The organism is Amycolatopsis sulphurea, from assembly GCF_002564045.1.
GTDB classification, from domain to species: Bacteria; Actinomycetota; Actinomycetes; order Mycobacteriales; family Pseudonocardiaceae; genus Amycolatopsis; species Amycolatopsis sulphurea.
This window is the reverse complement of record NZ_PDJK01000002.1, coordinates 712,432-737,907: the sequence shown is the minus strand read 5'-3', so window position 1 is coordinate 737,907 and position 25,476 is coordinate 712,432. Positions and strand designations below refer to the sequence as shown.

The following is a 25,476-nucleotide window of genomic DNA, read 5'->3' as shown; positions in this document are numbered from 1 at the left end:
TCACCGCCGGTTCGGCGGGTAACGCACCTCGTGCGGCCAGTACCTCCGCACCGGCTGCGAAGGCACGGCCGGGTACTGCACCGGCTGCCGGACGACGACCGGCCACGGCTGGTCGTACGGGCGGTATTCCGGCCACACCGGCCAGACCTGCGCCGATTCGGCCAGCCGCCGTTCGAGCCGGCGCCGCGCGCGCCAGCACGCCTGCAGTGCAGTCAGGCTGGCGCCGCTGAGCAACGACAGCGCGACGATCATCGCGAGTTCCACCGGTCTCTCCCCATTCCCGGACCCACGGGCTGGTCCGTTTTCCCGAACCTAACCTCGGCGGCTGCGGGCACACCGCCATTCCGGTGGTTCTCGCGGGAAAGTCGCGGCCGATACCCGATACGCGATGTCACCTCGCTCTGTCGGACCGTGATTACCCCGTGGTTTCCCGCACAGAATTCCACGTCTTTTCCGCGTTTTCCCAGTTCACACGAGTGGTCCGGACCACGGTGGAATATTCCGGATTCCCGGTGTGCGTTCTTCGTTTAAGATCAGCGCCCTGGGCGGGAAGGAGGGCCACGTGGGTCCGTCGGAACACGTGCGACGAGGGGAATTCCCAGTACGCGGCGCGATGCCGAAGGCGATCGAGGCACTGCACAAGGGAAGAGGGGTCTGGCGCGCGGACCTGCGGTCGTTTCTCGGCCTGGAGCTGCGACGGCGCTGGCAGGTGCCCGAGGACGCCGACCCGGAGCTGGTGCGGGTCATCGTGGTCGCCCGGCTCGCGGCGGTCCTCGCGGAATTCGGCGACCCCGGTCTGGCCGAGGTGTTCTGGGCCGCGTTCAACGTCGGCCTGACCCAGGACGCGGAATCCCGGACATTGCGCGGCCGGTTCGCCCGGCTCGGCGCGGGCCGCACCAAATGCGATGACCAACGCGAGTTATTCACCGCCCGGATAGCGGAAAGCGTCCGTCGTCCACAACGGCCGCTCGAATCCGCGCAGCTGGCCGCCGCCCGCGTACTGCTCGCCGGGCAAAAGGCGGCGTCCCGACGTGGTGAGCTGTCCGCCGTCGAGGCATTCGTCGACCTGCCGCGCTACGTCCTTTCCCGGTTCCCGCAGGAACGGCTGCGGGTCCCGCTGCTCGGGGACGGCCCGCTGGTCGCCTCGCTCGGCCCGGACTGCGAGTGGTACTGAGCTTTTCCGGGTAACGGTTGGTCGCTGTGGGTGATCATGTTGTGCGGTCGTGCTCGATGTGGAGGATGACGAGGGCGGCTGCGACGATGGTGCCGATCTTCCATGGACAGAGGCTGATGTTGAGCAGCGCCTTGAACGTGGTCTTCAGCAAGGAGTTTCCGCGTTCGCCGATCGCTCGTTTCCCGTTGTGGGCTTTGTTGTGGGTCTTCTGTTCCTTGGTGAGTTCGCCGCCTTTCGGTTTTTTGAACGCGACGGTGATGGTGTCGGCTTCACCTTCGTAGCCCAGGTCGCCCAGGGCGGGCGTGTTCTCGGCGATCCAGGTGGCCAGGGCGGGCAGGATCTCGGGGTGTTCGCGCAGTGCGGTGGTGTCGTGCTCGCGGCCCGGCCGCACGTCGGAGGTCCACAGGGGCCAGCCGTCGGGGGCGGTGATGACCTGGATGTTGCCGCCATGATTGGAGTGTTTGCCCGACCACCACAGGTCCACCCCGTCGGTGGGTCCGGGGGTGCGGACCCGGTCGGTCTCGATCAGGGTGCCGTCGATGGAAATGTGGCTGTGCCCGGCCATTTTCGCCGCCAGTAACGCTGACTCGAGCGCGGGTGCCTGGGCGGCGAGCACCGTGAACCCCTCCTCGAGATAGGTGTACACGGTGGACTTGCCGATCGCGTTGTCGACGGCGAGCTGCTTGACGCGAGTGCCGTCGAGAAACCAGCGCAGCACCAAGACCGCCTGCTTGAACGTCGTCAGAACCCGGCGATCTTTGCGGGTACCGCGCCGCACCCGTTCGGCGTGCAACAGGCTCGACAGGTACAGCACGGTCTGGTCGCGTACCGGCAAGGTCGCGGTGTATGACACACTCATCAGGCGCGGAACCTCTATGAAGTTGATCTGTGGTAGGACCAAATTCATACCGAGGTTCCGCGTCTTTACGTTGCACCACAACAACTTCGGCGTGTCACCACCGCCAGCAACGACCACACCCAGGCTGTCACCCAGCGTCACAGATGCTTACCCGGAAAGCCTCACTGCGTGTTCACCGACGATCGGACGCTTGAGCGATACCGCGGGGTGGTGGGCGACCGGTGGTCCGGGATCCGGCATTGGTCGGGCCGCGAGCTGGCCACCGCGGCCGTGCGCCGCGGGAAGCCCACCGGCGTGCTGGTGAACCCGAGCGCGGTGCCGGGCAGCGGCACCGAACGGACGGTCTCGCTGCCGCCCGCCGTGCTGCGCACGATGGCCGGATCCTGAGGCGGCAGGGCGGACGATGACCGGCTACGAAGCCGACCCCGCGCGGCTGCGCGAGGTCGCGGGCAGGCTGACCGATCGGCACACGGAGTTCGAGACCGGCCGCGGCGCGCTCCAGTTCAGCGTCCGCCCCGACCGGGCGGGTGAAGTGCTGCTGGCCAAGAGCCTGGAGCGGTTCCAGCAGGCTTCCGTGCGTTCCCGGGAGCTGGTGGCCACCGACCTGGCGAAGCTTGCCGAACGCGTGCGGCTCGCGGTGGAGCACTACACCGCGTACGAGGCCGAGGCCGAGGCCGCGATCAACGAAATGGGCCGGGCGACGGAGGGATCCGACGCCGACCCGAACGGCATCCGGAAGGCACTCGGCTGATGGCGCAGGGCTACACCGGCCCGCCCCCGTCGTGGTCGGACATCTTCGGGCTCATGCGCGCGGAGGCCGAGCGGTGCCGGCGGGTGGTGGTGCTGCTCGAACCGGTCGAAGCGGAGCTGACCGCGCGCACCCACGCCCGATGGTGGTCGGGCGGCGGCGCCGAAGCCTACGACGCCGTGCGCGAGAAGCAGCTCGACCAGATCCGGCGCACGGCCGAAGCTCACCGCGCCGCGACGCACGCACTCCACCGCTACGCGGATGCCGCGGAAGACCTGTCCCGGCGCTTCCCCGAGGACACCTCCGGCCCCAGCCTGGCCGAGATGCTGACCGAACGCGGGCACCACGCCGCCGACGCGGCCCGCGTGCTGGACGAGGCCAGCACGGCACTCGAAGAAATGAAGGCCACCCTCGGTGATCTTCCCGCGCTGGCGCCGGTGGCCCTCTCCTCGCCCGACGCGAACCTGCGTCTGCCGGAGATCCCCGCGCTGGTCCTGCCGACCGAGACCAGCACGCGGCCCTCCGCCTGGTCCGTGGCGCAGTTCCCGGTGCCCGGCGGCACGAACGCGGACCTTCAGGCCCTCAGCGACGCCGTCCTCCGGCATTTCCAGGCGCTCGGCGGAACCATCGGCGCCCGTCTGGCACCGGAGGCTCCTGATCCACCTGGACGGTCGGGTTACGGACTTCAGGTTTCGGGTCCGTGAGGGTGCCCCTGACGGACTCAGAGTCCGTGAAGGGGCCCTTCACGGACCTCCGCACCTGCGCTGGGCCCCTCACACCGACTTTGCCGACACCCTGGACTCTGATTCCGTGAAGGGCCCCTTCACGGACATCGACGACGGCGAAGCTGCAAGCCGCAATAAGTCCCGCCGGCCCCCCACGAAACCGACTCTGGCCTAGGGAACCGCCGGACTCCCGCCCGGCTGCACCGGCAGCCCGGCCGCCGCCCACGCCCGGAAACCGCCGGCCAGGTCCGTCGCCCGGCGCAGGCCGAGCCGCTGCAGATCGGCGGCTGCGAGGCTGGACGCGTATCCCTCGTTGCACACCACCACGGCCACTGTGTCCGCGGTCACCCCCGGCAGCCGCCATTCGCTGTCCGGCGCGAGCCGCCATTCCAAGTGGATCCGCTCGACCACGACCGAACCGGGGATCTCGCCTTCGGCGAGCCGGTTCTCGTACGGGCGGATGTCGATCAGCAGCGCACCCGCGGCTTGCAGGTCCGCCGCGCGTGCCGGATCCGCTCGGTCCAATGTGGACCGAGCGTCGGCGAGGCGGGTGTCGATCGCGGTCATCAGCGGATTATCGCGGGCAGCGCGGGAATCTCGCTCGGCACGTCGGCCAGCGTCGAGTACGCGCGGGTCGGCACGAGCGGCGGCGAGTACGCGTGCACGCTCGCCGCGGGCCGGTCGCCGATGCCGGTCACCTGGTGCGCCCGCCCGGCCCCGAAGCCGATGCCCTCGCCCGTCACGTGCGTGCGGCGGCGGATCGGCCCGCCGGGGTAGCGGTACTCCTCACCCAGCTCGCCCTGCAGCACGGTGAACGAACCGGCCGCGCCGCCGTGATCGTGCGGCTGGGTGTGCTGGCCGGGCAGCCACGACAACAGCCACAGCTCTACGCCGTCGGTCAGCGCGAGCCGCGCCCACCAGCGTCGATCCGCGTCGAAACGCAGGATGCCGCGCAGTCCGGACGTCAGCTCGGTGGTCACGGTGCGGGTCAGCTCGGCCAGCTCCCGCGGGGTCCACAGCAGCCGGGCCGGGTGCAGCAGTTCGGCCAGCAGCGGGTCGGTCAGCTGGGGATGGGTTTCGACGGACGAAGGGCTGATCGAGGTGGTCAACGGTGCTCCTGGGGTGGGTGTGGAAACGGCTGGACACGGCAGCGCGACGGAGCACCTGCGGACAGGGATCCGCCGTGCTCATCGCGCCCGGGTACACCCGCAGGAGGCGACGAGAAGGAGATCGATCGCGCGACGGCGCCAGAACGAGCCCCGGCTGACCGGGCGGTCGACAGGCGCGGAAACGATCACGTCCGCATGGTGCCACAGCGCGGCGGCCCGCTGCCGGGCGTCTCATCCGCTGGACCACCGCAGCGGCCGGAACCGGTTACCCCGGGCGGGTGCGTGCGGGTCGGCGCGGGCCGCCACAATGGGCGCGTGAGCGAGCCGATCCTGCCCAGCGACCCTGACGACTTGGTGGTGCGGATGGCCGGTGTCGGCGTCCGCCGCACCGGCAACGACCTCCTCGCAGACCTCGACTGGTCGGTCGAGCTGGACGAGCGGTGGGTGGTGCTCGGCCCGAACGGGGCGGGCAAGACCACGCTGCTGCGCCTGGCCGCCGCCGAACTGCACCCCACCACCGGCGAGGTGGACCTGCTCGGCGACCGGATCGGCCGGGTCAACATCTTCGACCTGCGTCCGCGCATCGGGTTCACCTCCGCCGCGATCGCCCAGCGCGTGCCCGGTGAGGAGCTGGTCGGTGACGTGGTGGTCAGTGCCGGTTACGCGGTGATGGGCCGCTGGCGTGAGGAATACGACAAACTCGACCTGGACCGCGCCGCGGAGCTGCTCGGCACGCTCGGCATCGCGCACCTGGCCGAACGCACCTTCGGCACGCTCAGCGAGGGCGAGCGCAAGCGCGTGCTGATCGCCCGGTCCCTGATGACCGATCCGGAGCTGCTGCTGCTCGACGAGCCGGCCGCCGGTCTCGACCTCGGCGGCCGGGAGGACCTGGTGGCCCGGCTGTCGTCCCTCGCCATGGACCCGGACGCGCCGGCCACCGTGCTGGTCACCCACCACGTGGAGGAGATCCCGCCCGGGTTCACCCACGCACTGCTGCTGCGCGAGGGCCGCGTGGTGGTGTCCGGCCTGGTGGACGACGTGATCACCGGCGAGAACCTGTCCAAGACCTTCGATCAGGACCTGGTGCTGCAGCGCTCGGGCGCACGGTTCTTCGCGCGCCGCAGGTAGGTTGGCCGTACCGATGGGTAGCCCGCGGGCGGTCCGCGGGTCCCGCCGACGAGGAGGAAACATCGTGGGAGAGTTCGTAACCCTGGAGGTCGAGGGCGGGATCGGCACGATCCGGCTGGACCGTCCGCCGGTCAACGCGCTGAACAACCAGCTGCAGGCCGAGCTGGCCGAGGCTGCCCGCGAGGCCTCCGACCGCGACGACGTGCGCGCGGTGATCCTCTACGGCGGGGAGAAGACCTTCGCCGGCGGTGCGGACATCAAGGAGATGGCCGCGCGCACCTACCCGGAGATCGCGAAGTTCGGCGCCGAGCTGACCGCGTCGCTGGCCCGGGTCGCGAACATCCCGAAGCCGGTCGTCAGCGCGATCACCGGCTACGCGCTCGGCGGCGGCCTCGAACTCGCGCTGACCGCGGATTACCGGGTGGCCGGCGACAACGTGAAGGTCGGCCAGCCGGAGGTGCAGCTCGGCATCATCCCGGGGGCCGGCGGCACCCAGCGGCTCGCCCGGCTGATCGGCCCGAGCAAGGCCAAGGACCTGATCTTCACCGGCCGGTTCGTGAAGGCCGAGGAAGCGCTCAAACTGGGCATCGTCGACGAGGTCGTGGCGCCGGACGACGTGTACGCCACCGCGCACAAGTGGGCCGCGCAGTTCGCGCATGGTCCTGCGATCGCGCTGCGGGCCGCGAAGGCCGCCATCGACGCGGGCCTCGATGTGGACCTCGCCACCGGCCTGAAGATCGAGACCCAGCTGTTCACCGCGCTGTGGGCCACCGAGGACCAGAAAAACGGCATGCGGTCGTTCATCGAGAACGGGCCGGGCAAGGCCACTTTCGAGGGGAAGTGACCGCGGTGGCCGATCCGGCGCCGAATCCGCACGCCACCGCCGAAGAGGTCAAAGCGGCCTACGACGACCCGAAGCTCGCGAACGTCCTGTACCACGACTGGGAAGCCGGGACCTACGACGAGAAGTGGTCGATCTCCTACGACGAGCGCTGCATCTCCTACGCCACCGACGTGTTCACCGCGGTCGCCGGCGCGGACGGGCAGCCCTACTCGCACGCGATGGAGCTGGGCAGCGGCACCGGTTTCTTCCTGCTGAACCTGATGCAGGGCGGGGTCGCGAAGAAGGGCTCGGTCACCGACCTGTCACCGGGCATGGTCCAGGTCGCGTTGCGCAACGCGGAGAACCTCGGCCTCGACGTCGACGGCCGGGTCGCCGACGCGGAGCGGATTCCGTACGACGACAACACGTTCGACCTGGTGGTCGGGCACGCGGTGCTGCATCACATCCCGGACGTGGCCCAGGCGTTCGGCGAGGTATTGCGAGTTCTCAAGCCCGGCGGCCGGTTCGTGTTCGCCGGTGAGCCCACCAAGATCGGCGACCGCTACGCGCGCCGGCTCGGCCGGCTCACCTGGTACCTGACCACGAACCTGACGAAGCTGCCGGTGCTGGGCGCCTGGCGGCGGCCACAGTCCGAATTGGACGAATCCGCGCGCGCGGCGGCGCTGGAGGCCGTGGTCGACATCCACACTTTCGACCCGTCCGAGCTGGAGAAAACGGCTCGCGGGGCCGGGGCGCAGGATGTCCGCGCGGTCACCGAGGAGTTCTCCGCCGCGCTGGCGGGCTGGCCGATCCGCACGTTCGAGGCCGCGGTGCCGCAGGAGAAGCTCACCGTGCGCTGGCGGCTGTTCGCCTATCACCTGTGGCTGCGGCTGTCCGCTTTGGACAAGAAGGTGCTGTCGAAGGTGCTGCCGCGGGAGCTGTTCTACAACGTGATGATCACCGGCACCAAGCGGCCGTCCTGAGTTGACCTACCGATTCACCGTCGACGACGTCGCCTTCCTGCGCTCTGCCGCGGGAACGGCGGCGCTCGCGGCGTGCGCCGAGCTGCCGCTGACCGATGCGTCGCGGATCGCCGACGTGACCGCGATGCGTCGCGTGGCCGGAGAGCGTGCCGCCGCGGTGCTGGAAACCGTGACGCTGCGCCGGAAATCGGCGTCGAAGATCGCGGACGCGGGGGAGTGGCTGTTCACCGCGGACGCGCTCCAGCAGGCGAGCGCCACTCCCGTCGCCCGGCACCGGGCCGCGCGGCTGGCCGGCCTGGTGGTGCACGACGTCACCTGTTCGGTCGGGGCCGATCTGGTCGAACTGGCCAAGTCGGCCCGGGTCGTCCTAGGGTCCGATGTGGACCCGGTGCGCCTGGAAATGGCGCGGCACAACGCCTCGATGGCCTCGGTTCCTGCGGCGGTAGTCCAGGCCGACGCGTTGCGTCCGGTGTCGAGAGAGGCCGCGGTCGTCGCCGATCCGGCGCGCCGGGACTCCGCCGGTCGCCGGGTGTGGCGCCCTGCGGATTTCCTGCCCCCGCTGGACGAACTGGTCGACGCCTATCCCGGCCGGGTTCTGTCGGTGAAGTGCGCGCCGGGTATGGATTTCTCCATCGCGCCGTGGGCGTCGGAAGTCGAACTGGTGTCGTTGGACGGTCAGGTCCGGGAGGCCTGCCTCTGGCGCGATTCGTCCACTGAGGTCACCCGGCGCGCCACAGTGCTGCGTTCGGACGGTACACAATGGACTGTCACCGATGCCGAGCCGGACGACCTCCCCGTGCGCCCGCCGGGCCAGTGGCTGGTGGACCCGGACGGCGCGGTGGTCCGGGCCGGCCTCGTCCGGCACTACGCGGCCCGGCACGGCCTGTGGCAGCTGGACGAGCGCATCGCCTACCTGACCGGCGACACCCCACCGCCCGGCCGGGCTTTCCGCGTGCTGGAGCAGCTGCCCTACCGGGAAAAGGCGCTGGCCGCTGCGCTGCGGCGATTCGACGTCGGACGGCTGGAGATCCTGGTGCGTGGTCTCGACGTGGACCCGGATGCGTTGCGGCGCAGGCTGAAACTACGAGGCACCGAAGAGTCCACTGTGGTGCTGACGCGGATCGGCCGTTCGCCGGTGGCGTTCCTCTGCCGGGCCGAACGGATCCTTTCGGGGGGTTTACCGGCGGACGGGCCGGGCGTAGGTTCGGCGGGCTCGCCGTATTCGCCTTAGTCAGAGGGGTTGTCTTGTCCCGTTTTCCCACTCTCGTCAAGCTTGCCGCCGCCGCGGCCGTCGGTGCCACCGTGGCTGGTGGCGCGACCGCACTCGCCGGCTCGGACGACGTCACCGCCGCGCACGGCCGTGAGCCCGCCAACATCGGCCAGGCGAAGAACGACGTCAAGGCCTACTACGGCGATTACCTCGACGCCTCGGGCAAGCACCACTACTCGGACACGAGCCGGTTCGTCTCCGACACCAAGCGCGTGGTCGCCGACGCGAAGCGGCACCTCGCCCAGCAGCTGGGCCGGGTGCACAACCCGGCGATCGTGCTCGACGTCGACGACACCTCCGAGGTCACCTACGGCTGGGAGGCCGACAACGACTTCGGCTTCGACCCGGCCAAACAGCAGCAGGCGATCGACGACGGAACCTTCCCGGCCAACAAGCCGGTGCTGGAACTGGCGAACTGGGCCGCACAGCGCGGGGTGGCGGTCTACTTTCTGACTGGTCGCTCCGAACCGCAAGGCCCGCAGTCGCTGAAGAACCTGGCGAACGAAGGCTTTCCCGCTCCAGCAGGTGCATTCTTCAAGCCCGCGACGACCGCCCCGGACTACCTGCCGTGCGGCCTGAAGTGCAACACCGTGCAGTACAAGTCGGGCACCCGCGCGCACCTCGAAAAGACCGGCGCGACCATCGTGCTCAACGTCGGCGACCAGTTCAGCGACCTGGAGGGCGGCTACGCATCGTACCCGGTGAAGCTGCCGAACCCGATGTACTACCTGCCCTGACCCCGCCCGCGCTGCCCGGGTCTACTTCGGACTCGGGCAGCGCGGACAGGCTCGTGGCGGGTTCGCTTCGGTGTGTAGCCCTGAGTGCTTCGTCGGCTTGTTTGTCCACTTCGGACTAAGTTGACGCTAAAGTCTGTCGCCAGGGGGCTCGCGCTTTCCTTGGTCGTTGACCCGAGCGACTCGGCGGTCGGACGTCTACTGTGGACTTGAGTCGCATGTCAGACGGTTGCCGGACGTGCGTGGGGATTGGTGCGTACCCTCGCGAGCGTGGCCCGAATGTTCCCGGCTGCGGACTGTGGGTGTGTTGTCCTGGTGCTGAGTGCAATGCGAGAAGTTCACACTTCCCTTTGGGTACGTGACTCGAATGTCTCGATGACCGTCAATCAACTTTGGACTTCTTGCTATGCCGGACGACGGTCAGGTGTGCGCTGGCAGTCCGCACCTTTCCTTCGCGCGAGCCGGGTCCTTGCCGTTCACTTCGGTTCCCCCTGCCACGTCTAGAGTTTCCGCCCCGCCGCGGCGACCACACGTCCGGTCCTGTCCGGCTCCCCGCTCTGCCGCACCGCCTCGGCGACCTCCTCCTGGATCAAGCTCCGGTTGATCGCCGCCCCCGCTGCGAGTCCGGCACTGGCGGAGACCGAGACCTGCGCCATCATGTTCGTGACATTCCCGGCCAGCCACAGGCCCGGCACAGCCGTCGCGCCGGATTCGTCGGTAGGCACCTGGGTGCCGAGCACGTGGCCGTTGAGCTCCACTTCCTCCACCGTCAATCCGAGCGGCGCCAGCAATTCGGCCCGCGCGGCGAACCGGGGCGCGATCGCCAGCGCCTCCCGCGCCACCACTTCGCCCGATTCCAGCCGGACGCCGGTGAGCCGGTCGTCCGAAACCTCGACCGCGGCCACCGCCCCGTCGACGACCCGGATGCCGCGCGCTGCCAGCTCGGCCAGCTCCGTGACGTCGAACGCCGGTGTCGTGTGCCGGAAGACGATGACGTCATCGCTCAGCTGTCGCCACATCTGCGCCTGGTGCAGGCTCATCGGGCTGGTTGCCAGGACCCCGATGGCCTGGTCGCGGACCTCCCAGCCGTGGCAGTACGGGCAGTGCAGCACGTCGCGGCCAAACCGTCGCGCCAGTCCGGCCACCTCGGGCAGCTCGTCCTTCAGTCCGGTCGTCACCAGAAGGCGACGGGCGCGGACGGCCGGTTCACCGGCCGGCTGGACGGTGAACTCGCCGTCTTCGTGCCGAGTGATCGAGGTGACCGTCCCGTTCATCATTTCACCGCCGTAACCGGCCAGCTCGGACCTTCCGATGGCAAGCAGCTCGGCCGGGGGAGTGCCCTCCCTGCCGAGGTAGTTGTGCACGTGACCGGCCGGCGCGTTCCGCGGTTCGCCGGCATCGACCACCAGCACCGAGCGACGCGACCGGGCCAGTGCCACCGCCCCGCTCAGCCCCGCGGCGGCGCCGCCGACCACCACCACGTCGTACTTCTTCATTGCTTCCTCCTGTTGCCGGTGCCTGCCCAGGACTATCCGGATAACCCGGAACCCTGGCAAAACTATTTGCGGAAACAGCAAAAGCTTGACTCATGCCCATATGGGAATATGATGCCTGCATGGCGCGAGCAGCGACTACCACGGACGTGTTCAATGCCGTGGCCGAACCCCGGCGGCGGGAGATCCTGGACCTCCTCGCCGAGGGGGAACGCCCCGTGCACGATCTCGTCCGGCTGCTCGGGCTGGGGCAGCCGCAGGTGTCGAAGCATCTGCGGGTGCTGCGTGCGGTGGGTGCGGTCGAGGTGCGCGACGCCGGCAGGCAGCGGGTCTACCGGGTCAACGGCGCCGCGCTGAAGCCGATCCACGATTGGGTGCGCCGGTACGAGCGCACTTGGGAAGAGCGATTCGACCTGCTGGACTCTGTGGTGACGGAGCTCGGCCGGACCGAGGAGGAGCACGACCATGACACAGCCCGGAACCGGCGCGGCGAAGGTGACCCTGCCCGCTGACGACCAGATCCTGATCACCCGCGAGTTCGCCGCCCCGCGGCATCTCGTCTACCGCGCCTGGACCACTCCGGACCTGGTCCGCCGCTGGTGGGCAGGTCACCGCGGCAAGACCACGGACGTGGAACTGGACCTGCGCCCCGGCGGCCGCTGGCGCTACGTGATGATCGCGAACGGCGGCTTCGAAGTCGCTTTTCACGGCGAATACCGAGAAGTCCTCCCGAACGAGAGACTGGTGTACACGGAGGTGTACGAAATCCCCGGCGCGACCGACGAAGGTGCACCCGTGGTCACGGTGACGTTCACCGAGGACGCCGGCCGCACCACCGTGACCATGCGAACCGAAACCCACTCCCAGGAACTCCGCGACATGATCCTGGAGTCGGGCATGGAGGTCGGCCTGCAGGAACAACTGGTAATCCTGGAGGAACTGGCACTCTCACTGGCCTGAACTGTTTCCCGCCACCCGGCAGCTTTCCGACCCCACCGGAAGCGCCCGCCGTGGCAGGGAGCGCACCCTGGTGGGAAGTCTCATCCCACCGGAGTCCCGGCCTGGACGGGCGGCTACGCCTTGGTCGGGAGTCCTCACCGGAAGCCCCCGCCTTGGCAGGGAGCGCACCCTGGTGGGAAGTCTCATCCCACCGAAGTCCCCGCCTGGACGGGCGGCTACGCCTTGGTCGGCAGTCCCCACCGGAAGCGCCCACCTTGGCGGGGAAACCGCACCCTGGTCAGTCCACGAGTTCGACCCGCCGCAGCGGCACAGCCGCCCCCGCACAGAGCCGTCCGGCTTGTTCCGGCCGTGGCCGCCGCCCGCACCCCTCAACATTCGCCGCCCGTTCCCGCCCCTCGTTCTCCACGACCGAGACGGTCGACCCGACCGAGCGAACGCCGGCATCGGAAAGCTCACCGCGCTGAGCTTCGCCCACACCAAGGCCGCCCGCGGCGCCTGCCACCCGACCGCCCTCAGCGACCGAGCCCCCAGCCACCGGCACGGCTGCCACACCGCCCATCGCGGCCAAGGCGGAGCGCAGCGCGCCGATAGCCGCACGGTCACGGTTCTTCAGAGCCGCCTTCAGCGCGTCACGCAAGTCCGCGCGCTGGACGGGAGATCCCCACCCGGGAGCAAGAACGGTGTACATCCTCAATACCGAAAGCCTACCAGCACGATCACCCGGCAAGCACGTCCTTTTCCGCAGCCGCGTGCCGGCCGCGACGGCGATCGAGAACACGAACCCGGCCATGTACCCCCAGAGTGGCAGCGGGGTACTCCCGTCCGTCTGGCTGCTCACCACCAGGAAGGCGGAAAAGCCTGCGGCGAAAGCGATCCAGGTGACCCGCCACCGAACGGCCGCGCCAAGGGCCAGGGGCCAGCTGTAGTACCAAGGCAAGACCACGGGCAAACACAGCACAGTGGCCAGCAACGCCGCCGCGGCGCCACGAACGGCGGTGACCGCACTCCGCCGCGACCGCCACCACAGCCAGGCGACCACCCCGGCCAGTACGAACCACGCGGCCGTCCGGAAACCCGGAACCAGCTGCCCGGAATCGAAACCAGGCACCAGTAGGGCGGCAATCTTCCCCAGCGCAGTCGGCACCGAAAGCAGCGGTTCGAGCACCGAATTCCCATCCAGCGCCTTGATCCACCCGAGGGAGACCCCGGCCAGCCCGCTGATCAGTCCAAAAGAGACGACCACTGTGGACACCGAGAGGACGACGGCGCGCAGGAACTCCCGCCACGTCGGCCCGGAGCCGGACCGCTGAGCCACCCAGACCCACACCAGAAACGGCAGCGCCACCCCCGCCGTCGCCTTCACCGCAACCGCCATCGCCACCAGTGCGAACCCACGCACCGCGGCGCGGTCGAGCACAAGGCCGACGCCGGCGGCCAGCAGGCCGATCATCAGCAGATCATTGTGCCCGCCGGACACCAGGTGCAGCAGTACCAGCGGGTTCGCCGCGACAATCCACAATGCACCGGCCGGTGCTCCGCCGAGGTGGCGGCACAGAACCGGGATCGCGCGGCACAGCAACCACAGCCCGGCCACCATCACCAGCCGGGTGAGTAGCGCGCTGAACAGCGGATTTCCGCCGGTCAGGCCGAGTGCGGACTTCACCACCAGGATGAACAGCGGCCCGTAGGGCGAAGGAACCGAGAGCCAGTGCCCGCCTGCGTTCTCGATCAGTGCACCGGACAACTCCGCAGGCACATGCGTGTACGGATCAAGCCCGGCCTGGGCAACCGCGCCCTGCGCGAGGTAGGTGTACAGATCGTTGCTGAACAACGGTGGTGCGACCAGCAGCGGTACAGCCCACAGCCACACCGCCCGGCGGATGTCGACGGCGCTCGCCGAGCCTGTGCGGACGAGGTGGCCCAATCGGACCCAAGCCGCCAGTAACACTCCGATGCCCAGGTACAACAGAACGTTGCTCCAGCTCGCCGGAGCGGGCGCCCCGGGCCGTGCGCCCGAGCCGAACGCGCCGGCGACGATCAATCCGATGCCGGCGAACCCGGCCAGCGTGGCGAACCGGTGCGTCCCGCACCTTTCGGCGAAAACCATGCCCCAGGTGTAGCCAGCGGCGCGTCTCCGGCCGTTAAGATCGGCACTTATCCGATCTTTATCCCGGCGGCGATGTACTGGTTCTCGTGAGGAAAACCTGATGCGGATACTCGTGGCGGAGGACGAGCAGTTGCTGGCCGACTCGCTCACCGAAGGACTGCGGCACCTGGGCATGGCGGTGGACGTCTGCTATGACGGCGACGCCGCGCTCGAACGGGTGATGGTGCACCGGTACGACGTGGTCGTGCTGGACCGGGACCTGCCGCTGGTGCACGGCGACGAGGTCTGCCGCAAGATCGCGGCGAGTGCAGGCGAAACCCGCGTGCTGATGCTGACCGCCGCGGCCGGCATCCGCGACCGGGTGGACGGGCTTGGCCTCGGCGCGGACGACTACCTCACCAAGCCCTTCGCCTTCGCCGAACTCGTCGCCCGGCTGCACGCGCTCGCCCGGCGTGCGCTGCCCGCGTTGCCCCCGGTGCTCGACTGCGAGGGGGTGCGGCTCGACCCGGCGAAGCGATTCGCGTCCCGGGACGGCCGGACATTGTCGTTGTCCCCCAAGGAGTTCGCCGTCCTTGAGGTGCTGCTGCGGGCGCAGCGGCGAGTGGTCAGCCCGGAGGAGCTGCTGGAGAAGGCCTGGGACGAGCACGCCGATCCGTTCACCAATACGGTGCGGGTCACGGTGATGACGCTGCGGCGGAAGCTGGGCAACCCACCGGTGATCCAGACCGTGCCGGGCGCCGGATACCGGATCGGCGCATGAGGGGCCCACGCAGGTCGCTGCACAGCCGGATCCGCTGGGCCTGCGCAGCGGTGACCGCGCTGAGCCTGCTGCTGGCCTTCTCGATGTCCAACGCGGTTCTCATCCCGATCGGGACCTATCTGGACTGGAAGGTGTGCCCGCGCACGACTGCCTGCCGTAGCGACTGGGGCGCGATCCTCTGGATCGTGGTGCTGATCTCGATCGTCGTGCTGCCTCTGATACTGAGCCGGCCGCTGGCGAGCTGGGTGCTGCGGCTGCTGCCGGACGTGGTGGAGTCGGTCGAGCAAGTGGGGCCGCAGAACCTGGGCCAGCGGATGCCGGTGCAGTCGCTGTCGGGAGAGGCTCGCCAGCTCGCGGTCGCGGTCAACGACATGCTCGACCGGGTTGCCATCGGTTTCGAAGGACAACGGCGATTCGCCGCGAACGCCTCGCATGAGCTGCGTACACCCCTTGCTGTGCAACGGACTCTGGTCGAAGTGGCGATGGTGACCGGCAGTGACGAGGACACGCGCCGGCTGGCTTCGCAGCTGTTGCTGGTGAACGAGCGCAACGAGCGGTTGATCGAGGGGCTGCTCGTGCTCGCCGAGGCGGACCGTGGGCTGCCCGGCACCGTGCCGGTGCGGCTGGACGAGCTGGCCTCCTCGGTTCTCGCGTCCTATGAGGACCGATTCGCCGAACATGACCTGACGCTGACCCGGACACTGGCCGAACGAACCGTGCCAGGAGATCCGGTGCTGCTGGAACGGTTGATCAGCAACCTCGTGCAGAACGCGATCAAGTACAACCGCGCAGGTGGGCGAGTCGAGGTGGTGGTCTGCGGGGAGCCGGCGCTGTCGGTGCGCAACACCGGTGAACCAGTGCCCGCGGAAGCGGTCCAGTCGCTGTTCGAGCCGTTTCGCCGGTTGTCCGCGGACCGCATGAACCATCGCGACGGAGCCGGTCTGGGACTGTCCATAGTGAACTCGATCGCCGCCTCGCACCATGGCAAGGTCACCGCGGTGCCCGGCGCGGACGGCGGTTTACGGGTCGACGTCACGCTGCCCTGACCGGGTTCGTGGCTCAGCCGCGCCGGAAACCGGACACCGGGAACGTCCCGCCGCCCTTGATGGTGACCGAACCGGTGAGCACGTCACCGTCCACAATGGCGCTCACGTGCACGTCGAACCGCGCCGGGTCGGTGACTTCCGCGGTGAAGTCCACCTGCCCGCCCTCGACCGTGCCGGATACGATCGGCACGGTGACCTCGAGCTGGGTGTCATAGATCGAGCCGCGCACGGTTCCGCCCACCGTCGTGAGGTCGAGGATCAGCTCTTTGCTGCCCGCGGGATGGGTGAAGGTGAGCTGCCAAGTGCCCGTGACGCCGGTCTTTCCGCTCCTCGGCCGCGTGGCGACTGGTGCCGGAACAGCGGATTCGGGATGTCCGCACACGCCGAGCTGCGGCTGGCCTGGCTTCACCGGAACGCCGGCGGAGTTCAGGAATCCCGCCATCATGCGGTAATACCCGACGAGGAACAACAGTTCGAGGATCTGTGCGTGGTCCCAGGCCGAGGCCAGCGCGGCCCATGTCGGATCGGACACGACGTCCTCGGCGCACAACTCGTCGACGGCGCGGAGCACGGCGGCGTCTTCGCTGTCCCAGACCGCATCAGGGTCGGATAGCGCGACGATCTCTGCTTCGGTGGCCCCGCTGCCCAGCGCGGCCGGCACGTGGTTGGCCCACTCATAAGGGGCCTGGCAACGGAGCGCGACCCGCAAAATCGTCAGCTCCCGGATACGCGGGGCCATCGTCCCCTGCGCGAGCAGGAAACCGCCGAGGGCGGAGGACGCCCGCATCAACTCAGGCGCCCTGGCCAGCACCTGGACCACGGCGTCGGCGCCGAGGTTGGCCAGTCTGCGCTGCTCGGGGTCCATCTCGTCGAGCGGCAGGGGAGGGATGCGCATGGTGTTTGCCGGTGCCATGGCTGGGTCCTTACTTGTCAGTGCCGGTGCTGCCGATCAAGGGCGTCGAGCGCGGTCCGGGCCTCCTTGAGGCTGAGCTGTGGGTGCGAATGGAGGTCGATCAACGCCCTGGCCAGGAGTTCGTCACCGTCGGTGCTGAACACATCGGTCCCGATCGCACGGGAGATGTGCTTGTGCAGCACGGTGATGGACAACGCCATCGCGGTCGTGACGGCCGCGCGGACTTTGGCGTCGGCGGCCGGCGGGTCATTGCGGTTCCGGGCTGCGTCCGCGTCCGCGAGCCATTGCGCGCCGAGTTCGACCATCTCGTCGAACAACGGCGCGGCCTCGCCTTCCACGAGGGCGCGGGCGAGGTAGCTCTCGTACGGTCCCACCGCCGCTCTCGCTGCGGCGATGGGATTGCCGTTTCCGAGCCCGCGGCCGGCCTGCGTCTGGTCGGCGAGCTGCCGGACCAGCTTGACCAGATGTGCGTCGCAGGCTTCGCGAAGGCCTTGTTTGGCACCGAAATGGTGCCGGACCAGACCCGGTGAAACTTGCGCGGTCTCGGCGATCCCGCGGATGGTGGCCCGCTCGAACCCGTACTCGCCGAAGTGCGCCATCGCCGCGTCCCGGATCCGGGCACGGGCGGTCAGGTCCTCGGGATCGCGGGGAACGACGGTCACCCATTCTCCTAGCCGTACGTATAGTCTGCTGTTCCTATGCGCAGCAGACTATACGCGCGTATAGGCGAGATCGCCAAGGGTGCTCAGCGGACCAACCGGTCCCGGGCCGCGTCGGTGACCGGGGTGAAGAAGTTGACGAGATTGCCGTCGGGATCGCGGAACAGCAGCGAACGGTTGCCCCACGGCATCGTGGTCGGCTCCTGCACGATCTCGGCCGAGCCGGCCAGCTTTGCGTACTCGCCGTCGACGTCGTCGACCAGGAATTCGAGGATCGCCGTCCGGTTCTCCTCGGGCACTGCCGCGCCGGCGCTGAACAGCGTCATCGTCTCGGCACTGCCGATCGCCAGAGTGCATGAGGCGCCTACGAGTTCGGCGAACTGCGGGCCGGGCCACCGCGCGGCGATCCCGGTCGCCTTCTCGTAGAACTCGGCGAGCCGGGCGACGTCGTGGGTGATGATGCGGACCGAGGCGAACTGCATGGCTGATTCCTAATCGGGACAGGGTTCCGGCAAAGTTGGTCGGGGACCCGGCGGCGGGCGATGCGGAGGTGTGTGCGACCACCTCGTGGCGTGCGCCGGACCGGTTTCAGGTCCGTGAAGGACCCCTTCACAGACCTCCACACCGACTTTGCGGACACCCTGCCTTTCGGGACGGGAGGCGTGTCCTCCGCGAACACCGGCCACGGTAGAAGCAATAGTGGACAGGATCCGCCCGGTATCGAGAGGATTTCCGGTTTGCCCCGGCCGATCGCCCGCGTGCTGGCCCTGCTGGAGATCCTGCAGGGCGGCGGCACCCGGACCGTCGCTGAACTTGCCCGCCGGCTCGATGTGGACGAACGCACCGTCCGCCGGTACGTCGAGCATCTTCTGGACCTGGATGTGCCGGTCCGGTCGGTGCCGCTACGGCGGCTACCGGCTCGAGCCCGGGTATCGGATGCCGCCGCTGATGCCTACCGGGGAAGAAGCGCTCGCGGTCGTGCTTGGCCTCGTCGCCGGGCGGCGAGCCGGTCTGATCACCACCTCGGTCGCGGCCGCCGAGAGCGCTGCTGCGAAGGTCCGGCGTGTCCTGCCCGCGGCCGTCGCTGGTTGCTGATGGGGCCGGGTCTTGCCCGTTTGCCAGACCACCTGTTCCAGGAGCGAGGCGGCGGGCTGCCCGGGACGAGAATGAGAGACATCGCACCGGTACCCAGGTTGCATCAGATGCAATAGATCCTAAGCAGCCGGCCGCCCAGCCCCCGCGTAATCGTCGCCCGGCTTGCGATACGGATGAACCTGCACCGCCTGTCCGGTCTGCGGCGCATCGATCATTTGCTGGTTGCCGATATAGAGACCGACGTGATGGATCTTCGTCGCAGGTTCCCCGTAAAAGATCAGATCACCCAGTTCGGGTTCGCTCACGTGCGGGATGCTGCGGAATTGCGTGTCGGCGGTGCGCATGAGCTTCACCCCGGCGCTGGCGTAGGCCGCGGTCGTCAAACCGGAGCAGTCGAACCCGGGGTCGCCGCCGCCGGTCCCGTTGCCACCCCAGACATAAGGAAGACCGATCTTGTCGATCGCGAAGTCGACCGCGCTCAGCACTGCCGGGTCCGGTGCCTGATCGCGTTGCCCGACAGTGCCGTAGACGTTCACGGTCGCCAGCGTCCGATGCAGCATGAGCGGCGCCGGTGCCAGCGTGGCGACGCCGTTCCACCAGTCCGTCGCCAGGTCGCGGCCACCGGCACACAATGCACGCCCGGTGGTGAGCGCTGCGTCGTCGATGTTCTGCACATCCGCCTTGCCGCCGGACGCACTGCGCTGCCACTTCGTCCACGCCGCCGGCGTCAGCTGCATCGGCCCTGCTGCGCCCGGACTCGAAACCACGCGGTTGTAGAAGTCTCGGACCTCGACCGCGCCGAGCGGCTTCGCGAGCGCCCCGTCGTCTCCGAGATGACTACTCTGCGCCCGCCCGTGATCACTGGCGATCTTCCCGATCGCGGCGAGGGTGATCCACGACAGGTGACAGTCCGGCTGCTCCTTGCTGAGCGTGACGGTCGCCTGCGCGTACCCCTTCATCGCTCGCAGCGGAATATCAAGCCACTGGCTGGTCCGCGACGCCCAGGCCCCGAACTCCCCAGCCTGCGGCACCTTCGGCTGCGCCGGCACCGACGACCGAGGCGGCGCCACCTCCCTCGAAGGCACCGTCGAAGCCGACGCTCCCACAGTGTCTCCCGCCCCATTCCCAGACGGCGCAAACCGCACCGCGATCACCAACGCCCCCAGCACTACCACCACCGCAGCCAACGCCACCACAACCCGCCGTCGACCACGACCCGCCTGCCTCGGCCGCTCGCCGAGCCCTGGCTCCACTGACGCTCCATCGACAATGGCAGGCATTCGCCCGGAGCCGTCCCCGAACTCTCCGACACTCATCGCCGATGCCCCGGTCTCCTGGGGAGCCGCCTCCCGTGTCCCGCCGAGCACACCCGCTCCCGCCGCGACCAGCGGTTCGCCACTCAACGGCGAGGGATTGCCGTGGGCCTCGCCCCTCCATGGCGACTGCTTGCCCGAAGCTTCACCGCTCAATGGCGACGGCTTGTCTCGAGCCTCGCCCCTCAACGGCGAGAGACCGTCCTTCACCGGAGACTGATCGGCCGACGCTGCACTGTCCTCCGCCGAGGAGTCTCCCGAGATTTCGCCATCGAGTGGCGACGGCTGCTTTGTCGTCCCGCCGTTCAGCGGCAACGGGCAGTTTGAGCGCTCGCCGCCCATCGGCAATGGCTGGCCTGACGTCTCGTCATCAGGTGGCGACGGCTGGTTCGCGGTTTCGCCGCTAGGCGGCGACGGCTGGCCCGAGGCCTTGTCGCCAAGTGGCGACGGCTGGTCCGAACTCTCGCCATTGGGTGGTAACGGCCGACCCGACCCCCCGCCGCTCAGCGGCGACGGCCTGACCAGGCTTTCGCCACTCGACGGCGACGGCCCACCCGGGGCCCGGTTGCCATCCACCGGCGATGGCCCACTCGGAACTTTGTCATCCACTGGTGACGATCCAGCCGAAGTCTCGCCGTTCACTGGCGACGACCGATCCGGAACTTTGTCATCCATCGGTGACGGCCGACCCGGAACTTCGCCATTCACCGTCGGCCGCCTCTCCGAACCCTCGCCATCGACCTGCGGCCGCCCATCTGGACCTTCGCCAACCACCGGCGACCCATCGCGCCGATCCTCGCGATCCACCGACAGACCACCCCAAGACTCGCCGCTCACCGGCAACCCACCAGTTCCAGAGGAATCACCGGGCAACGCGCTACCCGCCGTTTCGCCATTTGACGGCGACCGCCCACCATCCCCACCACCGGAAGGCGATGTGCTCCTAGCTTCAAGCCCGGCAGACCCGCCGTTTCGCCCGTCGCCACTCGACGGCGACAGCCCACTATCCGAAGGCGGTGTGCTCTCAGCTGCAACCTCGGCAGACCCGCCGTCCCGCCCGTCGCCACTCAACGGCGACGAGTCCCCAGACCTATCCACACCAGACGACGACCCCGCCGGCTCTCCTGCCGAGCCCGCCGTCTCGCCCGCATCGGGTAGACCGACGCCCTCGGCCGCACCAGGGTCAGCACCGGAAAAACCCGCGTCCACCTGCTCGTCGCCATTCAGCGGCAATTCGTCCGGACGATTCGTTCCGGCCATCAGCGGCCACCGGCCAGTCTCGACAGGACGAAATTCCGCAGTTCATCCACATCGGTATCCACAGCCACGTCCACCGCCCGCCCGGCGGCTTCGAGTGGAACGGCCCGCCGGTCGACCAGCGTCATCCCGCGGGCCGGGCCCGCACTCGTGTCCACGGTCACCGGGTAGGTCTCGGTGTGCAGAAGGCCGGGCCGGATCGCCTCGGCGACGGCCACCGCGTCGTGCAGCACCATGCCGTCGTAGCCGAGTACCTGCCGGTAGTGCGCGCGGTAATCCGAGGTCAGCGTCTCCAGCGTCCGGCCCAGGTGACCGGAGCTGGCCAGCTTTCCCAGCCACACGTCGTCAACAGCGCATTGGTGGGTGAGATCGAGGGGGACCATCACGCACGGAACCTCGTCCTCGGTGATCACTCTCCGTGCCGCTTCCGGGTCGGCCCAGATATTGAACTCGGCGACGGCGGTCGTGTTTCCGCGCGCCACACCTCCGCCCATCAGCACGATGCGACTGATCTTCGACCGCACGCCCGGATGCGCGGCGAGCAGCGCGGCGATGTTCGTCAGTGGTCCGATCGGTGCGATGGCCACCGGTTCATCCGCAGCCTCGAGCAACGAAACCAGCAGGCTGACCGCATCCCCGTCTTCAAGCGGGCGAGTTGCTTCGGGGAGTGCGTCGGCTTGGCCGGAGAGCCCGTCGGAGCCGTGTACGCTGCCTGACCGCCGCGTCACCTGGTAGACGAGCGGCCGGGCGGCACCCGCCGCGACCGGCACATCCGAGCGGCCGCACAACTGCAGTAGCCGTCGGGCATTGGCAGTGGTCCTCGCGAGCGGGACGTTTCCGAAGACAGTCGTCACGCCCAGTAGCTCGATATCCGCCGACGTCGCCGCCAGCGCGATCGCGAAAGCGTCATCGACACCCGGATCGGTGTCGATGATCAGCTTGGTCCCCATCGTGCTCCCCTTGCCTGTACCGAGCCGCCGGCCACAGGTTACGGTCAACGGCATGACGTCGATGTGGGGTGCGCCCGCGTTGTCGCGGGTGCGCGCTTGGCGCCGGGCTCGGCGAGACCCGCGCCAAGCCAGGTTCCTGACCGTCGATTCGCTGCGGTGGGCGCTGCGCAATCGTGCTTACACCCCGTGGTACCTGGTGCGCTACTACCGGCTGCTGAAATTCCGGCTCGCGAACCCGCACATCATCCTGCGCGGCATGCTGTTCCTCGGCAAGAACGTGGAGATCCACTGCCGCCCCGGCTACGGACGGCTGGAGATCGGCCGCTGGGTGCACATCGGCGACGGCAACGCCATTCGCTGTCACGAGGGGTCCCTTCGCATCGGTGACAAGTCGGTGTTCGGGCGCCAGAACGTGATCAACTGTTACCTGGACATCGAGCTCGGCGCGGCCACGCTCGTCGCAGACTGGGTGTACATCTGCGATTTCGACCACGTCACCGCGGACATCCACGTGCCGATCAAGGACCAGGGCATCGTCAAGTCACCGGTGCGCATCGGGCCGGACACCTGGCTCGGCACGAAGGTCAGTGTTCTGAAGGGCACCAGAATCGGCCGCGGCTGCGTGCTCGGGGCGCATGCGGTGGTGCGCGGTGACATCCCGGATTACTCGATCGCGGTCGGCTCACCCGCCCGGGTGGTCCGCAACCGCGAAGACGACTACGCCGCGGATGCCGTTCGCCGGGAAGCGGTTGCCGACATGGCGCGCAAGGCGAACAAGGCCCTGCAGAAGACGCTGGGCGAGACCAGCTGACCGAGCTCAGCCGGCGAAATCTCTGGGAGCGAGTGGCGCCTTCGCCTCAGCACGGTGAGGTAGCCGACCCGGCGCTAATGCAATGCCGTGGAGGAGCACGGCAACCGGAGGTTCGGCCGCTGCGCGTACCGCGGAGGTATCGGTCGAGGTGCAGGAGTTGATCGGCCACCGGCTCATGGTCGAATCCGTCGCATTTTCGGCGGCGTTCGGACGACATCGTCGATGAGTCCGTACATTCGCCGACACGACGGATGCGCCGACATGCTGGGTTCGGACTCGACGCCCCACCTTCCGGTGGCGGTAGTTGGAGCGCCGCCCACGGCGGGCGGTAAGTATAACCGGCTTCCAGACGAGGTCCCCCGATGTCTTCACTGCATGAGGTGAACCGGGACGTGAGGTCATGGTGGAAACGCCTGTCGAGCCGAATCCGGCGGGCGCCACGCGGGGTGACCTGTGCACGATCTGCACCACCCGGTGGTCGCCGGTTTCCGTGCTGACCTGCCAGTCGCCGGAAAACGGCGACGCTCGCCCGTGAGGTCTGGCCCTTTGTTCGGTCGGGCGGAGTTGCCGTTGAGCGGCAATGGCCGCCGATGTTCGGCTGTGCGCGAGGCACCGGTTGGCCCAGATTCCAGTGTCGGCTTCATCGGGTGATCGAGCGTCGCGGATCAAACCAGTCCATCGGCGAGGTCGATCGGCCGATCGGCTGATCCGCTGCCGGGCCTAGGCACACCATCATGATCTTCATGCCGAAAAACCGTACTCTCGTGGCCGCCGTGGCAGCGGTCGCGATGGTCCCGCTCGTACCTGCCGTTGCGTCGGCAGAAGGACTGGCTTGGCGGCCCTGCGCTTCGATCGCGAAGGGTTGGGACGCCACCGACAAACAGACCGAATGCGCGATGATCACTGTCCCCCTCGACTACGCCGATCCAGACGGCCGGAAGATCGACGTCGCCGTCAGCCGGATCCCGGCGACAGGTGCGCGGAGCGGGGCTATCGTCTTCAACCCCGGCGGTCCTGGCCACTCCGGAATGGCCACGCCGAGTACGATCGTGGACAGCAAAGCCGCCGGATTGCTGGAACATCACGACCTGATCGGGTTCGATCCTCGGGGCGTCGACTACAGCGCGGGAGTGAATTGCCCCGAGGACGAGACCTCACCGGCTCCTGGTATGTCCGAAAAGGATAGTGCTCGGTTCGTCGCCGAGCGGGACGCAGTGGCCCGGAAACGGTGCATCGACAAGGACCCCGCGTTCGTCCGTTCGTTGACCACGTCGAACATCGCGCGCGATGTGGATCGCATCCGTCAGGCGCTGGGCGAGGACAAGATCGGCTACTACGGCGTTTCCTGGGGCACTGCGCTCGGCGCGGAATACCGCACGCTCTTCGACGATCACGTCGACAAGATGCTGCTCGATTCGGTGATGTCGCCGGAACTGAATCTCACCACAATGGACGATGACATTGCTACCGTGGGTGAGAAGACCTTCCGCGAGTTCTCCGCCTGGATCGCCCGCTACGACTCGGTCTACCACTTCGGCCGTGAGGAGCAAACAGTCGCCAAAGCCCTGCTCGACCTGCGTGCTGAACTGACCGCAAAGCCGCGTAAGGCGGCTGATGGTTCGCCGGTCGATGGCAAGACCGTCAACGACATGCTCGCAGACCCTCGCAAAACATGGGCAGATGTTGCTACCCAGCTGGCCACTATCCGTGACGGTGGAACGCCTGCAGTGAACCAAGGTCCGGCACCGAAGACCGGCTTAGGCTGGGATACTGAACGCTCTGGCGGCAGTACCTTCCAACAGAATGCCTTGCTGTGCAATGAATCGCCGAGCCCGCGGGACTTCGAGACGGTGTGGCGACACCGGCTCGACCGTATCGAGCGCAACCCGGTCAGCGGCTCGTACGGATTCTGGGAACAGAAGTGCATCGGCTGGCCTGCTCCCGTGCAGCAGTGGGCGTTCGAGCCGGGCAAGAGTCCGTTGCAGCTCGTGGGCCACGTATTCGAGCCGGTTACGCCGATCGGATGGGCTGTGGCCATGCAGCGGCGAATCGGTGGCGCGCTCATGAAGATCGAGGACGATGCGCACGGTTCGTTGGAGTCGCTGCCCTGTGCGTCGGCCGCGGTGACGTTCTTCGACACCGGCCGGACGACGACGGAATCCTGCCCCGGCCCCGCGATTCCGGCGCCGAAAGCGTAGCGAAAATTCCCGTGACGCCGTCGGTAATCTTGTTCCATGAGAAGTGCGGCGGCGTCACGTGGCTGCTTTCAACGCGCGCGATCCCGAAGGCCTGTTGGCTGGCTTCACCGACGACGCCGCGTGGGTGACCGGGACCAGCGTCGTGCGTGGGTGTGCCGAACTTGTCGAGCTGTTCGGGAGTGTGATGGAGACACTGCCGCCTACGCTGACCGCCGAGAATGTCATGTCCGGTGATGATCGGATTGCCCCTCGGCTGACCGAGCGGCTTACCTGGGACGGGTCGATCGCGAGTCTCCTATTGCCTGGTTCTACTGGCTCGAAGGTGACCGCGTCGCGTCCGCGAAGATCGACCGCGAAGGCC

At 68.4% G+C, this 25,476-nt stretch carries 27 protein-coding genes and 2 pseudogenes; 18 read left to right on the top strand and 11 right to left on the bottom strand.

Features of this window, described 5'->3' with window-relative positions; translation table 11 throughout:
- Positions 1 to 264 (bottom strand): hypothetical protein, encoded by a 264-nt coding sequence (locus ATK36_RS09405; protein WP_098510906.1) that lies wholly within the window; start codon positions 262 to 264, stop codon positions 1 to 3.
- A gap of 298 nt (positions 265 to 562) precedes the next feature.
- Between ATK36_RS09405 and ATK36_RS09400 the strand changes: the two genes are divergently transcribed.
- Positions 563 to 1,174 (top strand): hypothetical protein, encoded by a 612-nt coding sequence (locus ATK36_RS09400; RefSeq protein ID WP_141544401.1) that lies wholly within the window; start codon positions 563 to 565, stop codon positions 1,172 to 1,174.
- Positions 1,175 to 1,208: 34 nt separating this feature from the next.
- On the opposite strand, the gene ATK36_RS09395 is transcribed toward ATK36_RS09400, so the two are convergent.
- On the bottom strand, positions 1,209 to 2,033 hold the full coding sequence (locus ATK36_RS09395) for an HARBI1 family protein (RefSeq protein ID WP_098510904.1): 825 nt from the start codon (positions 2,031 to 2,033) through the stop codon (positions 1,209 to 1,211).
- 168 nt (positions 2,034 to 2,201) lie between these two features.
- Between ATK36_RS09395 and ATK36_RS09390 the strand changes: the two genes are divergently transcribed.
- From ATK36_RS09390 to ATK36_RS09380, 3 genes are read left to right on the top strand one after another with little or no spacing between them, the layout of a single operon-like run.
- A complete protein-coding gene (locus ATK36_RS09390; protein WP_098510903.1) occupies positions 2,202 to 2,420 on the top strand; it encodes a hypothetical protein in 219 nt (72 codons plus the stop codon).
- Between the two features lie 16 nt (positions 2,421 to 2,436).
- A complete protein-coding gene (locus tag ATK36_RS09385) occupies positions 2,437 to 2,784 on the top strand; it encodes a hypothetical protein (RefSeq protein ID WP_098510902.1) in 348 nt (115 codons plus the stop codon).
- Positions 2,784 to 3,485: a hypothetical protein gene (locus ATK36_RS09380; RefSeq protein ID WP_098510901.1), complete on the top strand. Its 702-nt coding sequence runs from the start codon at positions 2,784 to 2,786 to the stop codon at positions 3,483 to 3,485. Before ATK36_RS09385 ends, ATK36_RS09380 begins: the two co-directional genes overlap by 1 nt.
- Positions 3,486 to 3,677: 192 nt before the next feature.
- Here ATK36_RS09380 and ATK36_RS09375 read toward each other — a convergent pair whose 3' ends face one another.
- Both ATK36_RS09375 and ATK36_RS09370 read right to left on the bottom strand, forming a co-directional pair.
- Complete coding sequence (locus ATK36_RS09375) at positions 3,678 to 4,073, bottom strand: rhodanese-like domain-containing protein (RefSeq protein WP_098510900.1); 396 nt, start codon at positions 4,071 to 4,073, stop codon at positions 3,678 to 3,680.
- On the bottom strand, positions 4,073 to 4,615 hold the full coding sequence (locus ATK36_RS09370) for a cysteine dioxygenase (RefSeq protein WP_098510899.1): 543 nt from the start codon (positions 4,613 to 4,615) through the stop codon (positions 4,073 to 4,075). Before ATK36_RS09370 ends, ATK36_RS09375 begins: the two co-directional genes overlap by 1 nt.
- 315 nt (positions 4,616 to 4,930) lie before the next feature.
- Here ATK36_RS09370 and ATK36_RS09365 point away from each other — a divergent pair, with 315 nt between their 5' ends.
- The 5 genes from ATK36_RS09365 (at position 4,931) to ATK36_RS09345 (ending at position 9,556) form a co-directional block, all read left to right on the top strand.
- Positions 4,931 to 5,743, top strand: coding sequence for an ABC transporter ATP-binding protein (locus ATK36_RS09365; RefSeq protein ID WP_098514749.1), 813 nt, complete (start codon positions 4,931 to 4,933; stop codon positions 5,741 to 5,743).
- A gap of 64 nt (positions 5,744 to 5,807) precedes the next feature.
- Positions 5,808 to 6,587, top strand: coding sequence for an enoyl-CoA hydratase/isomerase family protein (locus tag ATK36_RS09360; RefSeq protein WP_098510898.1), 780 nt, complete (start codon positions 5,808 to 5,810; stop codon positions 6,585 to 6,587).
- Entirely contained in the window at positions 6,584 to 7,549 is a 966-nt protein-coding gene (locus tag ATK36_RS09355; protein ID WP_098510897.1) for a class I SAM-dependent methyltransferase, read from the top strand. The genes ATK36_RS09360 and ATK36_RS09355 overlap by 4 nt, the downstream gene beginning before the upstream one ends.
- A gap of 1 nt (position 7,550) precedes the next feature.
- Positions 7,551 to 8,780 carry a class I SAM-dependent methyltransferase gene (locus ATK36_RS09350; protein WP_170069674.1) on the top strand — a complete coding sequence of 410 codons (1,230 nt, stop codon included), beginning with the start codon at positions 7,551 to 7,553 and terminating at the stop codon, positions 8,778 to 8,780.
- Positions 8,781 to 8,794: 14 nt separating this feature from the next.
- Positions 8,795 to 9,556, top strand: a complete 762-nt coding sequence (locus ATK36_RS09345) for an HAD family acid phosphatase (RefSeq protein ID WP_098510896.1) — start codon at positions 8,795 to 8,797, stop codon at positions 9,554 to 9,556.
- Positions 9,557 to 10,053: 497 nt separating this feature from the next.
- On the opposite strand, the gene ATK36_RS09340 is transcribed toward ATK36_RS09345, so the two are convergent.
- A complete protein-coding gene (locus tag ATK36_RS09340; RefSeq protein ID WP_098510895.1) occupies positions 10,054 to 11,049 on the bottom strand; it encodes an NAD(P)/FAD-dependent oxidoreductase in 996 nt (331 codons plus the stop codon).
- Positions 11,050 to 11,168: 119 nt separating this feature from the next.
- Here ATK36_RS09340 and ATK36_RS09335 point away from each other — a divergent pair, with 119 nt between their 5' ends.
- A complete protein-coding gene (locus ATK36_RS09335; protein WP_098510894.1) occupies positions 11,169 to 11,558 on the top strand; it encodes an ArsR/SmtB family transcription factor in 390 nt (129 codons plus the stop codon).
- Complete coding sequence (locus ATK36_RS09330; RefSeq protein WP_098510893.1) at positions 11,512 to 12,006, top strand: SRPBCC family protein; 495 nt, start codon at positions 11,512 to 11,514, stop codon at positions 12,004 to 12,006. Before ATK36_RS09335 ends, ATK36_RS09330 begins: the two co-directional genes overlap by 47 nt.
- A 277-nt stretch (positions 12,007 to 12,283) precedes the next feature.
- On the opposite strand, the gene mptB is transcribed toward ATK36_RS09330, so the two are convergent.
- Positions 12,284 to 14,113 carry a polyprenol phosphomannose-dependent alpha 1,6 mannosyltransferase MptB gene (mptB, locus tag ATK36_RS09325; protein ID WP_098510892.1) on the bottom strand — a complete coding sequence of 610 codons (1,830 nt, stop codon included), beginning with the start codon at positions 14,111 to 14,113 and terminating at the stop codon, positions 12,284 to 12,286.
- Between the two features lie 100 nt (positions 14,114 to 14,213).
- On the opposite strand from mptB, the gene ATK36_RS09320 reads away from it, so the two are divergent.
- Together ATK36_RS09320 and ATK36_RS09315 are read left to right on the top strand one after the other, a co-directional pair.
- The gene (locus tag ATK36_RS09320) at positions 14,214 to 14,873 is read left to right on the top strand and encodes a response regulator transcription factor (protein ID WP_098510891.1); all 660 of its coding nucleotides are present in this window, start codon (positions 14,214 to 14,216) and stop codon (positions 14,871 to 14,873) included.
- Positions 14,870 to 15,919 carry a sensor histidine kinase gene (locus ATK36_RS09315; RefSeq protein WP_211291840.1) on the top strand — a complete coding sequence of 350 codons (1,050 nt, stop codon included), beginning with the start codon at positions 14,870 to 14,872 and terminating at the stop codon, positions 15,917 to 15,919. The genes ATK36_RS09320 and ATK36_RS09315 overlap by 4 nt, the downstream gene beginning before the upstream one ends.
- Before the next feature lie 13 nt (positions 15,920 to 15,932).
- Here the strand turns inward: ATK36_RS09315 and ATK36_RS09310 are convergent, their stop codons facing one another.
- From ATK36_RS09310 to ATK36_RS09300, 3 genes are all read right to left on the bottom strand, one after another.
- On the bottom strand, positions 15,933 to 16,832 hold the full coding sequence (locus ATK36_RS09310) for a carboxymuconolactone decarboxylase family protein (RefSeq protein ID WP_098510890.1): 900 nt from the start codon (positions 16,830 to 16,832) through the stop codon (positions 15,933 to 15,935).
- 17 nt (positions 16,833 to 16,849) lie between these two features.
- Positions 16,850 to 17,494, bottom strand: coding sequence for a TetR/AcrR family transcriptional regulator (locus ATK36_RS09305; protein ID WP_245914541.1), 645 nt, complete (start codon positions 17,492 to 17,494; stop codon positions 16,850 to 16,852).
- Between the two features lie 83 nt (positions 17,495 to 17,577).
- Positions 17,578 to 17,973 (bottom strand): VOC family protein, encoded by a 396-nt coding sequence (locus tag ATK36_RS09300; RefSeq protein ID WP_098510889.1) that lies wholly within the window; start codon positions 17,971 to 17,973, stop codon positions 17,578 to 17,580.
- Positions 17,974 to 18,228: 255 nt separating this feature from the next.
- Here ATK36_RS09300 and ATK36_RS09295 point away from each other — a divergent pair.
- Positions 18,229 to 18,574 (top strand): annotated as a pseudogene (locus ATK36_RS09295) (helix-turn-helix transcriptional regulator); the annotation flags it as partial.
- Positions 18,575 to 18,705: 131 nt separating this feature from the next.
- Here the strand turns inward: ATK36_RS09295 and ATK36_RS09290 are convergent.
- Together ATK36_RS09290 and ATK36_RS09285 are read right to left on the bottom strand one after the other, a co-directional pair.
- Positions 18,706 to 19,902, bottom strand: a complete 1,197-nt coding sequence (locus tag ATK36_RS09290; protein ID WP_387001231.1) for a C40 family peptidase — start codon at positions 19,900 to 19,902, stop codon at positions 18,706 to 18,708.
- Between the two features lie 1,256 nt (positions 19,903 to 21,158).
- On the bottom strand, positions 21,159 to 22,106 hold the full coding sequence (locus ATK36_RS09285; protein ID WP_098510887.1) for a nucleoside hydrolase: 948 nt from the start codon (positions 22,104 to 22,106) through the stop codon (positions 21,159 to 21,161).
- Between the two features lie 52 nt (positions 22,107 to 22,158).
- On the opposite strand from ATK36_RS09285, the gene ATK36_RS09280 reads away from it, so the two are divergent.
- The 4 genes and pseudogenes from ATK36_RS09280 to ATK36_RS09270 all read left to right on the top strand — a co-directional run.
- Complete coding sequence (locus tag ATK36_RS09280; RefSeq protein ID WP_098510886.1) at positions 22,159 to 22,917, top strand: acyltransferase; 759 nt, start codon at positions 22,159 to 22,161, stop codon at positions 22,915 to 22,917.
- Positions 22,918 to 23,317: 400 nt separating this feature from the next.
- On the top strand, positions 23,318 to 23,452 hold the full coding sequence (locus tag ATK36_RS34195; RefSeq protein WP_281259037.1) for a hypothetical protein: 135 nt from the start codon (positions 23,318 to 23,320) through the stop codon (positions 23,450 to 23,452).
- 199 nt (positions 23,453 to 23,651) lie between these two features.
- The gene (locus ATK36_RS09275) at positions 23,652 to 25,115 is read left to right on the top strand and encodes an alpha/beta fold hydrolase (protein ID WP_245914539.1); all 1,464 of its coding nucleotides are present in this window, start codon (positions 23,652 to 23,654) and stop codon (positions 25,113 to 25,115) included.
- 43 nt (positions 25,116 to 25,158) lie between these two features.
- Positions 25,159 to 25,383: pseudogene (locus ATK36_RS09270) on the top strand (nuclear transport factor 2 family protein); the annotation flags it as partial.
- Between the last annotated feature and the right edge of the window lie 93 nt (positions 25,384 to 25,476).

What these genes read in the sequence shown, in the direction of transcription:
- ATK36_RS09395 (WP_098510904.1), bottom strand. Translation starts at nt 2,033, where the DNA reads ATGAGTGTGTCATACACCGCGACCTTGCCGGTACGCGACCAGACCGTG.
- ATK36_RS09385 (WP_098510902.1), top strand. Translation starts at nt 2,437, where the DNA reads ATGACCGGCTACGAAGCCGACCCCGCGCGGCTGCGCGAGGTCGCGGGC.
- ATK36_RS09380 (WP_098510901.1), top strand. Translation starts at nt 2,784, where the DNA reads ATGGCGCAGGGCTACACCGGCCCGCCCCCGTCGTGGTCGGACATCTTC.
- ATK36_RS09375 (WP_098510900.1), bottom strand. Translation starts at nt 4,073, where the DNA reads ATGACCGCGATCGACACCCGCCTCGCCGACGCTCGGTCCACATTGGAC.
- ATK36_RS09340 (WP_098510895.1), bottom strand. Translation starts at nt 11,049, where the DNA reads ATGAAGAAGTACGACGTGGTGGTGGTCGGCGGCGCCGCCGCGGGGCTG.
- ATK36_RS09335 (WP_098510894.1), top strand. Translation starts at nt 11,169, where the DNA reads ATGGCGCGAGCAGCGACTACCACGGACGTGTTCAATGCCGTGGCCGAA.
- ATK36_RS09330 (WP_098510893.1), top strand. Translation starts at nt 11,512, where the DNA reads ATGACACAGCCCGGAACCGGCGCGGCGAAGGTGACCCTGCCCGCTGAC.
- mptB (WP_098510892.1), bottom strand. Translation starts at nt 14,113, where the DNA reads ATGGTTTTCGCCGAAAGGTGCGGGACGCACCGGTTCGCCACGCTGGCC.
- ATK36_RS09320 (WP_098510891.1), top strand. Translation starts at nt 14,214, where the DNA reads ATGCGGATACTCGTGGCGGAGGACGAGCAGTTGCTGGCCGACTCGCTC.
- ATK36_RS09315 (WP_211291840.1), top strand. Translation starts at nt 14,870, where the DNA reads ATGAGGGGCCCACGCAGGTCGCTGCACAGCCGGATCCGCTGGGCCTGC.
- ATK36_RS09310 (WP_098510890.1), bottom strand. Translation starts at nt 16,832, where the DNA reads ATGGCACCGGCAAACACCATGCGCATCCCTCCCCTGCCGCTCGACGAG.
- ATK36_RS09300 (WP_098510889.1), bottom strand. Translation starts at nt 17,973, where the DNA reads ATGCAGTTCGCCTCGGTCCGCATCATCACCCACGACGTCGCCCGGCTC.
- ATK36_RS09290 (WP_387001231.1), bottom strand. Translation starts at nt 19,902, where the DNA reads ATGAGTGTCGGAGAGTTCGGGGACGGCTCCGGGCGAATGCCTGCCATT.
- ATK36_RS09285 (WP_098510887.1), bottom strand. Translation starts at nt 22,106, where the DNA reads ATGGGGACCAAGCTGATCATCGACACCGATCCGGGTGTCGATGACGCT.
- ATK36_RS09280 (WP_098510886.1), top strand. Translation starts at nt 22,159, where the DNA reads ATGACGTCGATGTGGGGTGCGCCCGCGTTGTCGCGGGTGCGCGCTTGG.
- ATK36_RS34195 (WP_281259037.1), top strand. Translation starts at nt 23,318, where the DNA reads ATGGTGGAAACGCCTGTCGAGCCGAATCCGGCGGGCGCCACGCGGGGT.
- ATK36_RS09275 (WP_245914539.1), top strand. Translation starts at nt 23,652, where the DNA reads ATGATCTTCATGCCGAAAAACCGTACTCTCGTGGCCGCCGTGGCAGCG.